The following is a 12,056-nucleotide window of genomic DNA, read 5'->3' as shown; positions in this document are numbered from 1 at the left end:
ATGCGAAAAATTCCCAGTAATGATGAACTCATGACCACCCGCGAGGTGGGCGAGGTGCTGGGGGTGGCCGTGCGTACGGTGCAGCTGTGGGTGGAGTCCGGCGTGTTGCCTGCCTGGCGCACCGCCGGTGGACACCGCCGCATTGCCCGTAGCGCAGTCGACCGGCTCACCCGTGAGCGGGCTGACATGCTGGCCCCCGTGGTGCATGGTGCTACCGCGCCACCCACGCGGGCTTTGCGCCTTTTGGTGGTGGAAGACGATGCCGATTTGCGGCAACTTTTTTCCATGATGGTCGAGGGCTGGCGTTTCCCTGTGGAGCTCAGTACCGCGAACGACGGTTTTCAGGGGCTGGTGCGCATCGGCCAGTGGATGCCTGACATGGTGGTCACCGACCTCAACATGCCAGGCATGAATGGTTTTGAGATGGTGCGCTCGCTCAAGATGGCGGGTGCAGATTACGCTAACCTGCAGGTGGTGGCAGTGACCGCGCTGAGCGCAGGCGATGTGGCCGACCGGGGTGGACTGCCCGAAGGCACTGTGGTGTTTCAGAAACCGGTGGACTTCTCGGCAATTGAAGACTTGGCCCGCAACCGGCAGATGACCCTGCGCTGAACCTTCTGCATCGGTAACGACCTGCCGCGCGTGGCTGCGGCATTGCCATCAGGCCTCAGCGGCTTTATCCCGTATCTCTTATGCCTCTGCGAGGGGAATCCACAAACTAGCAGTGGTGCCTTCGCCGAAGGTGCTTTGCATGGTGGCGCGGCCTTTGTGCAATTCGGCGATTTCCTTCACCAGACTCAAGCCCAGGCCCGTACCCGGAATATTGCCTGAGGCATCTGCGCGATAGAAGCGCTCGAATGCGCGCTCCAGTTGCTCCGGTGTCATGCCTATGCCTTGGTCACGCACATCAATGACGGCATAGCGCACGCCCTCGTCCTCCTCCGTGCGCACGGAGAGAGACACATCGCCCCCTTGAGGTGAGTACTTGAACGCATTGGCCAGCAGGTTGGTCAGGGCCTGTTGCATTTTCTCGGGGTCCATCAGTACCTGCAGGGAGGGCAATGTGTCGTGCAGCACCGGGCGGTCGGTGTCTTTGAGCATCAGCCCTTTGATGCAGTACTGCACCGTTTCATCCAATGGGTGGGCGTTGATTTGCATGTCCAAGCCGCCGCGGGACTCGATGCGTGCGAGGTCCAAGAGTTCATTCAGCATTTTGACCAGCAGGCCTGATTGGCGGTGAATGGTCTGCAGCATGTCGGTCTGACGCTCGGGCGTGAACTTGCGGCGTGTCAGCAGCTCGGAGAAGCCAAAGATGCTCACCATGGGTGTACGCAGCTCGTGTGCCGCTGCGGTCAGGAACTCGCTCTTCATGCGGTCCACCTGGTCTTCGTGCGTCACGTCGCGGAAGTAAAGAATGGTCTCGCGCCTTCCTGCTTCGTTGCGGCGCGAGCGCGCCTGGACCACGCGGCGCTGGGGCCGCGCGAGTTGCAGCTTTTCTTCCCAGGATGCATCGGGCTGGTCGCCCCGCATGGTCGGGAGTGCTTGGCTTTCATCGCACAGGGAGAGCAGTTGTTGTTCAAACTGCGAGAGGCTCACAGGTGTGGATGCATGCTTGCCCAGACCGGTCATGCGCTCAAACGCAGGGTTGGCAAACACCAGTTGGTCGTGTGCATCAAACATCACAAAGCCGTCCGGGCTCAGGCTGAAGATGGCGTCCAGCTGGGCACGGCGTTCCGCCATGGCCTCTTCGGCGCGGACCCGTGCGGTGATGTCCGACACGATACCTACAAAGTGCGTCAACGTGCCTTTGTCTGACATCACCGGCGACAAGGACACCTCAGCGATTTGCACTTCGCCGTTTTCGAGCTCGCGGTGGATGGTGACGTTGGCGTTGCGGTGTTCGCGCACAGCCAAGGTCAGTTCGCGCACCCCTGGATCGTCGGCGTTCTTGCCGCGCAGCAGCGCCAGGCTTTCGCCCAGAATGTCCCAACGCGGAAGGTTCACAAACTTCTGGAACGCATCGTTGATATAGACGATGGGCTGGTGTTCCATCTTGCCATTGGTGATGAACACGGCGTTGTGGCTACTGGCCAGCGCACGTTCGTAGAGTTCGGAGGTTTCCTGGGCGGCCCGTTCGTCGGTCAGGTCTCGCACGATGCAGGCATAGCGCAGGGTCTTGTCGTTCTTGACCTCACCCAGACAGATTTCTACCGGGAACAAGGTCCCGTCCGCACGGGTACCCATGAAGTCGTGGCGTGTGACCCGGCTGATACTGAGAATGTGCTCCATGCCCTGGCCGAACATCTCGTGCAGGGCCTGCTCGTTCAGACCGGGTACGCAGCATTCGATGGTCTGCCCCAGAAGTTCGTCTTCTGAACGTCCGAACATGCTGGAGGCAGCCGGGTTGGTGGTGGTCACCCGGCCGAATTCATCCAAGCCGATGATGGCCTCCGCAGCCGTATTCACAATGGCCTGCACCCGGTTCACTTGCAAGGCCATGCCACGGCTGGCCTGGTTGATGGCGGCTTGCAGCTGACCCACCTCCACGCTGGCTTTGGGCAGGTTTACTTCGTCGCCCATGCGCAGGGGAATCTGGGCAGCAAACTCGGTGAGCTCACGTACCGGTGCCAAAGCCTTGCGGATGATGATGTGCAGGCACAGCATGACGACACCGGTCAGGATCAGAGCCATCCAGAACGACTGCAACCACAAGCGCTGCAATTCGGCGTCTCGGTCCTCCAGGCTGTAGTCCACCCGCACCCAGACGTTGTTGAGTGTGTTCTCTTTGTCGACTTCCTGCCAGGCTACAAAGTGGTCGCTTTCGAGTCCACCTTCGGGCAACCCGCTGGCCACAAGGCTGGCGCCCAGGTGCTTGCCGGTGTCCACATGCACGCCATCGCGTGCCCGCGTCACTTCCATCAAGTTCACACCGTCGGGCTTGTAAATGCTGATGCGGTCAATGCCGGGCAGCTGCACTGCATCAATGGCGTTGGCCTGCAGGGTGTTGAGGCGCTCGGCAATGAGCGCGGCGGAGCTGCTCCCCGCCACCATGCGCGCTACTGAGGTGGCATTGGTCTGTGCGACCCGCAGGGTCTCGCCGGCAATGCGGTGGTAGGTGTAAGCGCTGTACACCACGGTCAACAACACCATGACGGCCAGAGTGGCCCCCATGATGATGGTGCTGATGCTGAAGGGCGCCGCCAGATGACGGCGGACCTTTGGCAACCAATCCGTATGACTCATGGCGCAGCGCCTTTTGCTTATGGGACCAGGCGGTCTACGGTGTCGAGCAGCTCGATCGGACTGAAGGGTTTGACAAGGTAGGCATCGCAGCCGGCTTCGTGCCCCCGTTCAATGTCAGTTTTCTGGCCGCGTGCAGTCAGCAGGATCACCTTAGTGTTGCCGGCCAATGCAGGATCGGCTTTCACCTTTTCACAGACCTGGTAGCCGTCCAATGCGCCGGGCATCATCACATCCAGCAGGATGAGCTGGGGGCGCAGTTTCTGGGCCACGATCCATGCGGTTTCGCCGTTGTCGGCCTCATAGAGATCGAAGTCCTCGCTCTCCATGGTCATCATGATGAGTTTGCGGATGTCGGGCTGGTCATCCACGATCAGGGCTTTGCGTTTCATGTTGCGTCTTCCTTCTTGCGACGTTGCATCAACTGGGCGAGGTCTGCGGCGTAACGCTGGGCCTGTTCCATATCCAAATTTGCCTGTCCGCGCTGGGGCGCACCGGTAGGGAATTCGATCATCACGCGGGTGTCTTCACCATCCACGATGGACATGCGCATGTTGCCGCCGTGCAGCCCCACAATGCGGTTCACCAGCGGCAGCCCCAGGCGGCCATTGGCTTGGGTGGGGCTGCGGGCGGCAAACAGGTCGCGGGTTTCAATGCCTTTGTCTTCAGGGGCAATAGCCCCCTGGTTGCGCACACTGATCAGCACGTGTTCGCCGGTGAGCGTGTAGCCGATCTGCACCGCGCAATCCACACCACCTTTGACCTCGCGACGCGAGTGGGTGAGGGCGTTGTCAAAACACTCATACAAAGCGCGTTTGATCAGGCGGGCATTGCCATAAATGGGCGGCAGGGTGCCATTGGGCGGCTTGACCTCAAAGCGCACTTTGGATTGCAGCGCCTTGGGTTTGAGGTCCTCCAGGGTTTGAGTCACCAGCATGCCAAGGTCCATGCGATCGTCCATCATCATGGCTTCCTCGCCGAACACGGCCAGCAAGTCCGCTAGGCGGCGCAGGCGCTCTTTGAGCTCGTCCGCAGCCAGCTCGAGGCGGTTGCCTTCTTCGCTTTCAGGCAGTGAACCCAGCATGCCGGTCAGCTTGCGCATGGGCGGGCCGACTTCGTCCTGCAGGAGTTCAATGATTTGCTCCAGGTCCATGCGGCTTTGCACGCCGGGACCGGCTTGGGCCTCTTCCTTCTCTTCAGGTGTCGCGACGAAGGCGATGTCCAGGCCGGAAGGGCCTGCCATGAATTGCCCTTTGAGTTTTTTGCCGTCGGCCACGCCGACCTCGGCGGCGTAGGGCAGTTTGATCTTGCCCAAGGTAATGGCCTGAGCCAGGTTCTTGATGACGATACGCCCGCTCATGGCTTCGACAGGCTTGCCCGGATGCAAGCGTGCTGCACGGTTGGCAAATGTGGCCACACCGTTGACACCGAACGTAATCATGGGCAGCGGCATCGCGTCAAAGAGCGCATTCACCGACGGTTGATGGAAGTTGGTTGCCATGGTCAGGGTCTCTAGTAAGAGGCTTGTTTTTCGCTAATGTATCAAATTTATCAAAAAATACAAGAAAAATAAAAATAAACGTTTCGGCCATTTTTGCCGATCAAGAATCTGATCCGCAAGTGATCACCCTGCAAGATTGTTGTTTTTTTGTGTTTTAAATATTTATACCAATTAAGTTGTATTTGGCGTATTATTGGATATATTTCGTAAAAAGGAGTGATCCCATGCGTACCTTGTTGTCCCGTTGCGTGATGTTGTCTTTGTCCGCTGTGCTGATGGTTGGCGCAGCCTCTGTGCAGGCCTTGGAGCCCGCCAAAGGCAAAGTCATTCTGACCATTTCCGGCAAAGTCGGGGAGAAGAATTCTCCTGATGCGGCAGTGTTCGATCTGGCCATGCTCGAAAAGCTGCCCCAGCAAAAGTTCAGTGCCCAGACCCCTTGGGATAAAAAGCCCATCGCCTTCCAGGGCCCCCTGCTGCGTGATGTGCTCGCTGCGGCCAAGGCCAGCGGCACGACGCTGAAGGCTGCTGCACTGAATGACTACCAGACCACCATTCCCGCAGACGATGCCAACAAGTTCGATGTGATCCTTGCCTACAAGATGAATGGTGAGTTGATCCCTGTGCGTACCAAGGGTCCCTTGTTCATCGTGTACCCGTTTGATAGCAAGGCGGAACTGCGCTCCGCAACCTACTATGAGCGCTCGGCCTGGCAACTCAAGTCTTTGACCGTCGAGTAAGTGGCTTCTAGCCCGCACTAAACAGGAAGGAGCCCCCGTGCTCAAGCCCACCACCATGCACCTCAGGCGTATCTGGCTTTTGCTGGCTACAGTGCTGTCGGTTGCGATCGTGGGCTTCCTGATTGATCAGGCGATGAATGAACTGCGGGACGCGCGCAAACGCCAGTCCGAGTTCACCGAATCGTTTGTTCCCTCGGTCTTCCAGCTGGAGCGGGAGTACCTGCGGTTTGCGAATCGGGTAGAGATCGCATCCCATGATCATGGGGTGCCTGATGTCAATGCGCTTGGCATGGCGCTGGACCTCGTGATGAGCCGTGTCGAGGTGGTGGACAAATCACTGGCCGCAGCAGAGTTCCGCAACACCGAGGTTTTTGTAGCGGCGCGCAGCCAATTGCAGCGTGTTCTGCAGGAGGCTGATGCTGCCATCAGCCAGCAAGCCCAGGACGCACAAGTCTGGGCCGCAATATCGAAAGAGTTGCAAGCACTGGCTCCGGCCATGAATGCGCTCACCATGCGCTCCTCCCTCATGATGAGCACCCAACAGGAACAGGTACTCGCGCGCAGCGTGGAGAGTGCAGTTGCCAAGCTGCGCCTGATGTCCGGCTTGTTGGTCTTGTTGTTGGTGTCCGCGGCGGTCATCGGGGTGCGCCAAGGTCGGGTGGAACGCGAGCGCCAGCGCTTGGAGCGCATGCACGAGCAGATGCGTGTGGCCAATGAAAAAGCGGATGCTGCTAATGCCGGCAAGTCGCAGTTCCTGGCCAATATGAGCCACGAGCTGCGCACACCACTCAACGGCATGCTAGGCATGCTGAGCCTGTTGGAGTCGACACCGGTCAACGCGCAACAGGACGACTACATCCAGACGGCCAACCGCTCTGCCAAGCATTTGCTGAGTTTGCTGAACGACATTCTCGACGCCTCCGCTCTGGAAGCTGGAAAAATGACGCTCAAACCCGAGAGCGTGCACTTGCCCTCACTGGTAGGCGATGTCCAGGCCTTGATGCGCCCTGTGGCGCTGGAGAAGCGTCTGGTGTTGAGCGTGAAGGCGGATAAAGACCTGCCCCGTTGGGTGCTGGCTGATGGCACGCGGGTCAAGCAGATCATGCTGAATCTGGTGTCCAACGCGCTCAAGTTCAGTGAGCACGGCACGGTTTCGGTGGAAGTGTTTTCACCGGCTGGTGAAGAGCTCAAAGCCGGGGATGACGTAGCCCTCAAGATCCGCGTCACAGACGAAGGCATGGGCATGTCTGCCGATGTGCTGGCCAAGTTGTTCCAGCGCTTTGAGCAGGGCAATGCCAGTAGCGCACGGCGCCATGGTGGCACCGGCCTGGGGTTGGAGATTTCCCGTAGCCTGGCCCGCCGCATGGGGGGCGACATTGAAGTTAGCAGCGTGGAAGGCAAGGGCAGCGTGTTCACCGCGACCTTGTGCCTGCCACTGAGCAGTCCACCGAACGAGCAAACCACCGATGCCATCACCGCGCGGCGCGAGCCGGGCACACCAGGCTTGAACCTGGTGGTCGCTGAAGACAACGCCATCAATCGCAAGTACATGGCGGCCCTGTTGGGTAATATGGGCCATACGGTGCGTTTTGCGGAACACGGTGGCATTGCCATGCAGGAAATCCAGAAAGAGGTGCCCGATCTGGTGCTCATGGATTTGCACATGCCGGAGGTGGATGGCCTGCAAGCCACTGAAGCGATCCGGCAGTTGCCAGCACCCTATTGCGAGCTGCCCATCATCGCGCTGACAGCCGATGTGTTTGAGGAGTCCAAGGACCGTGTGAATGCCGCCGGCATGGACGGCTTTTTGTCCAAGCCGGTCAACGTGCACGAGCTGGAGAAACTGCTGGTGCGGCGTTTCGGGCTGCGCGGCGCCTCATTGGCCATGCCGGCAGCGAAAGCGGCAGCCAAAGCACAGCCTGCGGTCGCGGTCGCGCCTGCACCAGCACCAGTACCTCAGGTCGCGGACACTCCCACCCCCGTGCAAGCTGACGCAGCGCCCACCGGCATCACACCCGTGGCTGAGGAGCCTGTGCCCGCGCCTGCACCCGCACCGCGTCAGCCGCGCCGGCGCTTCCGCCCTGGAGATGTGGCAGAGCATTTGAATATGGCCATGATCGGCGAGCTGTGCGTGGGCGTGACCTTGCAGGGCTACCAGTCGCTGCTGGACGGTGCCATGCGTACTGATGCCCATTGCTACGCGGACCTACAGGCGGCTCTGGAGCAAAACAACACAGCTGCCTTGCTCGAACTCGGCCACTCCTTCAAAGGTGTGACCGCCAGTCTGGGGCTGGCCGCCCTGTCCCGCCTTGCACTGACGATCGAGAAGCAGGGCCATGGATTCACCGCCGACGAATGCAAGCAGCACGCAGAAAGCCTGCGTGAATGCTGGAACACCACCAACGCCATCTGTGCCCGCATGGGCCTGATTGTTTCTTCCTGAAAGCGGGGTGGCTGTGAGTGCAGTTCTTGCGGGTGCGCGTGTGCCCACAATTCTGGTGGTGGACGACAGCGTTTCTGTGCGCCAGTTGACCGCCAGTGTGTTGCGTCGCGAAGGCTTTGTTGTGTTGGAGGCGGGTGACGGTCGCGAAGGGCTGGACACCGCTTTGCGCGAGCAGCCGGATGTGATTCTGTGTGACATTCACATGCCGGTGCTGGATGGTTGGGACCTGGTGAGAGAGGCCCGGAGTAGCGAGTCTCTAGGGACCACGCCGGTGCTGATGCTCACCTCTGACAACGACCGCGTCAGCGTGCGCCGCGCCATGGCTGCGGGCGCAGATGACTACCTCACCAAGCCTTGGACGCAGGCAGAGTTGCTCTCCGCTGTCACTTCTTTGCTCGAAAAAGCGAACCGCTACAAGGCGGATGCAGACCGGGCCCAGGAGCAGTTGCGCTCTGCGGTACTGGCCACCATTCCGCATGAACTGCGCACGCCCATGGTCAGCATATTGGGCTCTACGGAACTGTTGTTGACCCGGCGTGACCGCTACTCGCCCGAGCGCGTGCAGGGCATGCTGGAAGACGTGCACCGTAGCGCCAAAGCACTGGCGCGCACCATCAGCCGCATGATGGACTGGGCTGAGCTCAGCGCCGCCCAAAGCCATGCCGATTCCGGCAGCCCCTCGCACCGGCTCGACATCGCCTCTGCAGTGCAGGAGGTTTTGGCCAGCCAGGCCTTTGCGAGCGAAGTGCAAGCCGTACTCAAGGTGCCGGCGGAAATTGCGCCTGGCGTGTTTGCGGGGCATGCGGTACAAACCCGCCTGGAGCCCGGGCATGTGCAATGCTGGGCGCCGGACTTTCACAAAATCCTGACCGAGCTGCTGGTGAATGCCCTGCGTTTTTCTAAGCCGGGTCGCCCTGTTGGCGTGACCGGCAAGCCGCTGGGGCAGGAGGCCTACCAGTTAGAGATCGCCAACCTTGGTGTGGCCATGCCCGAGAAGTTCATGGCGCAGATCGGCGCACTCTCACAGGCGGACCGTGAAGTGCATGAGCAGCAGGGCATGGGTCTGGGTCTCGCGATCGGCCAACTGGCAGCACGGCGCAATGGTGCATTGCTGCAAGTCACCCGCTTTGATGGCATGCCCACCGTGGTGCGACTGACATTCCTGCAGCACGGGGTTGAACAGAAAAACCTGTTCTAGCGCCCGCGTAATATGCGCGAGCAGCTATCAAAAATATAGCAAACGTTCTGACTCAGGTCGGCCACATTGGGGCGCTTTGGGCCACGCGTGGGCTGCTGCCTTCTACGACTTGAACGACCACCTTGTGCACCACATAGCCTTCGGGCAGGTCCAGGTAACCGCGGGTGTTCAGCAGGCGTGACACTTCCACTTTGGGCTTGGCGTCTGCCAAGGCTGCGGGTTGGTCCAGCGGCATTTCGCGCAGCTCGCCGTTTTGTTCGCCCACCACCATGAATTGCAGTTTGCCCACCAACTTGCGACCTTTGTTGCTCAGTCCCAGTTCGTAACGCAAGCGGTTGGGATAGCCCGAGACTGCGCCAATCCGGAAATTGTCGATACGCAGGCCTGCCGTGTCTTCTGGGGGCAAGGCATTCAGCACCACATCAGCGGAGGGCGCTTCGCCCCCTTGTCCGCCCAGGCTCACCTTCTCGGATTCTTCCAACGCCGCGTTCACGGCAGAAAATGCAACGGGCGCTGCCGGGGAGGTGGACGAGGCGCTCGCATAGGCGCCAAACCAATACCAGGCTAGAGAATAGGCTGCCAGGATCAACAGCATGCGCACGTGCTTGAGCGCTTGGTGCCAGCGGGGTTCAATCGTCCATTCCGCCAGAACGGTGGGAGCGGTCAGCCACCGGGGAAACGCCGAAATGGCGTGCCAGATGCTGGCCGCGGTCAGAGTTTTGCTTGCGTCTGCAGAGATATTCATGGCACACCTGCTAGATGAAATGTTATTTAATGATTTTATTGTTTTAATTAAATAAGTGCAAATTCATCGAGTGCCTATAGGCAAGCTACAGCGAAGGGCGTCGCCCCACAGACACAGTGGGCACCGGAAAGCGTTCCACCCCGGGGTTCACGCGTGCGTGGGCCAGTTCACCGCCCACGTAGACCCGAAGCTCGCCGGTCTGGAGTGCTGTCCAAGGCTCATCCACTGTGAGCGGCTCAGTAGCAACCACCACCATGCGGTCGTTCGTGCCATTCACGGCGCTGAGGTCCATCTCCACATCCACGTCCACCAGCCGGGCTTTGGGGAAGGGGTGTTGCCGGTTCACCTCGTACAGCGAGCTGGAGCAATGTACAAAGAGGGCGTCGCCGTTGGTCAGGGTGAAGTTGAAGTTGCCATGCCGCGTGATGGGCGCTATGGCCTCAAACAACACTTCGGCAACCTCCGTCCAAGCCGGAGGGCGCACGCAATCCTTGAACGCCCGTGACAGCACCTGCATGAGGTAGCAGAAGGCACGCTCGCTGTCGGTGCTGCCGATGGGGAAGTAAGGGCCGCTCAGCTCGGGGTAGTAATTGCGCAGATCACCGTTGTTGGCAAAAAACCAGGTCTGACCCAACCACTCTCGCTGGAAAGGGTGGCAATTGGCCAGGCCCACTTCGCCCTGGGTTGCCTTGCGGATGTGGGCGACTACGGTTTTGCTTTTGATCTCGTAGCCCTTCACGAACCGCGCCAAGGGGGATTCATAAGCCGGCTTGTCGTCGATAAACAGGCGGCTTCCCGTGGGCTCGTAGAACGCAATGCCCCAGCCATCCACATGATCTGAGGTGTGCCCGCCGCGCTCAGAAAAACCGGTGAACGAAAACTGGATGGATGCAGTGTTGTTGCAATTCATGCTGAGCAGCTGACACATGGCGGAGGAGCACCTTCTGTTGGTCGGAATGGCGATATTTTCATGCTCCGACCATGAAATAAACAGGCTTTCCATTGCGGTCATTTGCCTTATTTGAAGACTGATCATTCTCTTTGCATGAAAGCAATGTGGCTGTGACGCTATCGGCAAGCCACATGATGTTCCGGAGAGCTCGAGTGAACGCCTCTCAAGATCGGGTAAATTCCTTGCAGAGCCAGGCACTGGCCGATCTGTCGTTGGCAACAACTACACAGGAGACATATTTTGAGAGCCAACTTTCTGGCAGTTTCGGTTTTTGCGTGCGCAGTGTTTGCACAAGGACAACTAGCCCATTCCAGGGAATTGTTTGATGATGACAAGGCACCGGACATGTCTGCAGGCCAAGGGGTCTACGCAGATGACACCATGGGTAACTACCAGCTGTACGCTGGAAATGGTTCTTGGCAATTTGAAGACGCCTCCATTTCCTGGTCAGGTGGACGCGCGGACAGTATTCCCATGGGTGTTTTGCGACTGACACGATGGGAAGGAGATGAGATCGTTGCAGCCCAAACGGTGATTGCCAATCTAAGGGCAAGTAACGGAGCATTCTGGTCAGGCGCGCCATGTGAGGGCGACTACCTGCATACCCGTAAGCGGGGGCGAGGACGCTATGACGATTGCATGGCGATCGGTGTGAACACCATATCAGTGGGCGCCAAGCAGGAAACATTTTTGAACGTGACCACGGTGCAATCGAATTCCGGTGGACGCTATTACAGCGCGACCGTTTTCTTCAATGTGTCCTATCTTGGTTTCCGGTCCTCGAATGCCGCAGATTGGACCGCCCAGACCATTAAGACCGACCCCGAAAAGGCCAGCGTATTTGCCAAACTGATGAATTGGGCCGAGCGATACCAAGATGCAGCTGCGGCCCAGATTGACTATCGCAAACCTGCAGACACCTTCGCTGCGGTGCCCAAGTTGAAAGATGCGCGTTCTGACAAAGCACAAATGGAAACCGCCAAGCCGAGGGTGCCCTTGGTGAACGGGCGCTCTGCATCCTATGTGTTTTGTGAAGCTACGAAGCGCATGGAACTCGAAGGGACAGACGCCTGCCCTGGCATGTAAGCAAAGAAAAAGCCTCTTGTCGTGAGACAAGAGGCTTTGGTTCTTGTGGTGCCGCTTGACGGAATCGAACTGTCGACCTTCTCCTTACGAAGGAGCTGCTCTACCGACTGAGCTAAAGCGGCTTGCCGAGCCGAACATCAATTCGGCTAAGACC

General features: G+C 59.1%; 10 protein-coding genes and 1 tRNA gene. 5 read left to right on the top strand and 6 right to left on the bottom strand.

All coding sequences use genetic code 11. The features are described 5' to 3' along the window. A complete protein-coding gene (locus ACOAP0_RS04805) occupies positions 1-612 on the top strand; it encodes a response regulator (protein ID WP_087494740.1) in 612 nt (203 codons plus the stop codon). Positions 613-690: 78 nt separating this feature from the next. On the opposite strand, the gene ACOAP0_RS04800 is transcribed toward ACOAP0_RS04805, so the two are convergent. The 3 genes from ACOAP0_RS04800 to ACOAP0_RS04790 are packed head-to-tail and all read right to left on the bottom strand — an operon-like array spanning position 691 to position 4,741. Beyond that, complete coding sequence (locus tag ACOAP0_RS04800; protein WP_498375361.1) at positions 691-3,243, bottom strand: sensor histidine kinase; 2,553 nt, start codon at positions 3,241-3,243, stop codon at positions 691-693. 17 nt (positions 3,244-3,260) lie between these two features. Next, the gene (locus ACOAP0_RS04795; RefSeq protein WP_087494738.1) at positions 3,261-3,632 is read right to left on the bottom strand and encodes a response regulator transcription factor; all 372 of its coding nucleotides are present in this window, start codon (positions 3,630-3,632) and stop codon (positions 3,261-3,263) included. Next, complete coding sequence (locus tag ACOAP0_RS04790) at positions 3,629-4,741, bottom strand: sensor histidine kinase (RefSeq protein WP_498391329.1); 1,113 nt, start codon at positions 4,739-4,741, stop codon at positions 3,629-3,631. The genes ACOAP0_RS04795 and ACOAP0_RS04790 overlap by 4 nt, the downstream gene beginning before the upstream one ends. Positions 4,742-4,965: 224 nt before the next feature. Between ACOAP0_RS04790 and ACOAP0_RS04785 the strand changes: the two genes are divergently transcribed. The 3 genes from ACOAP0_RS04785 to ACOAP0_RS04775 are packed head-to-tail and all read left to right on the top strand — an operon-like array spanning position 4,966 to position 9,119. After that, a complete protein-coding gene (locus ACOAP0_RS04785) occupies positions 4,966-5,478 on the top strand; it encodes a putative pterin-binding protein (protein ID WP_198301909.1) in 513 nt (170 codons plus the stop codon). A gap of 37 nt (positions 5,479-5,515) precedes the next feature. Next, on the top strand, positions 5,516-7,921 hold the full coding sequence (locus tag ACOAP0_RS04780; RefSeq protein WP_498375363.1) for an ATP-binding protein: 2,406 nt from the start codon (positions 5,516-5,518) through the stop codon (positions 7,919-7,921). A 13-nt stretch (positions 7,922-7,934) separates the two neighbouring features. After that, positions 7,935-9,119 carry a hybrid sensor histidine kinase/response regulator gene (locus tag ACOAP0_RS04775; protein ID WP_481872778.1) on the top strand — a complete coding sequence of 395 codons (1,185 nt, stop codon included), beginning with the start codon at positions 7,935-7,937 and terminating at the stop codon, positions 9,117-9,119. Positions 9,120-9,171: 52 nt separating this feature from the next. On the opposite strand, the gene ACOAP0_RS04770 is transcribed toward ACOAP0_RS04775, so the two are convergent. Beyond that, positions 9,172-9,864, bottom strand: coding sequence for a hypothetical protein (locus ACOAP0_RS04770; protein ID WP_498375365.1), 693 nt, complete (start codon positions 9,862-9,864; stop codon positions 9,172-9,174). A gap of 85 nt (positions 9,865-9,949) precedes the next feature. Next, on the bottom strand, positions 9,950-10,792 hold the full coding sequence (locus ACOAP0_RS04765) for a class II glutamine amidotransferase (protein WP_498375366.1): 843 nt from the start codon (positions 10,790-10,792) through the stop codon (positions 9,950-9,952). Between the two features lie 369 nt (positions 10,793-11,161). On the opposite strand from ACOAP0_RS04765, the gene ACOAP0_RS04760 reads away from it, so the two are divergent. Next, positions 11,162-11,902, top strand: coding sequence for a hypothetical protein (locus ACOAP0_RS04760; protein ID WP_498375367.1), 741 nt, complete (start codon positions 11,162-11,164; stop codon positions 11,900-11,902). 46 nt (positions 11,903-11,948) lie between these two features. Here ACOAP0_RS04760 and ACOAP0_RS04755 read toward each other — a convergent pair. After that, positions 11,949-12,024 (bottom strand) — tRNA-Thr (locus ACOAP0_RS04755). Positions 12,025-12,056: the final 32 nt, after the last annotated feature.

It is taken from the genome of Curvibacter sp. Hmag1.1, from assembly GCF_059769165.1.
This window is presented reverse-complemented; position numbering and strand designations above follow the sequence as displayed.

Coding starts and splice junctions, on each gene's coding strand:
- ACOAP0_RS04790 (WP_498391329.1), bottom strand. CDS start 4,741: ATGGCAACCAACTTCCATCAACCGTCGGTGAATGCGCTCTTTGACGCG.
- ACOAP0_RS04795 (WP_087494738.1), bottom strand. CDS start 3,632: ATGAAACGCAAAGCCCTGATCGTGGATGACCAGCCCGACATCCGCAAA.
- ACOAP0_RS04785 (WP_198301909.1), top strand. CDS start 4,966: ATGCGTACCTTGTTGTCCCGTTGCGTGATGTTGTCTTTGTCCGCTGTG.
- ACOAP0_RS04770 (WP_498375365.1), bottom strand. CDS start 9,864: ATGAATATCTCTGCAGACGCAAGCAAAACTCTGACCGCGGCCAGCATC.
- ACOAP0_RS04805 (WP_087494740.1), top strand. CDS start 1: ATGCGAAAAATTCCCAGTAATGATGAACTCATGACCACCCGCGAGGTG.
- ACOAP0_RS04765 (WP_498375366.1), bottom strand. CDS start 10,792: ATGTGTCAGCTGCTCAGCATGAATTGCAACAACACTGCATCCATCCAG.
- ACOAP0_RS04800 (WP_498375361.1), bottom strand. CDS start 3,243: ATGAGTCATACGGATTGGTTGCCAAAGGTCCGCCGTCATCTGGCGGCG.
- ACOAP0_RS04760 (WP_498375367.1), top strand. CDS start 11,162: ATGTCTGCAGGCCAAGGGGTCTACGCAGATGACACCATGGGTAACTAC.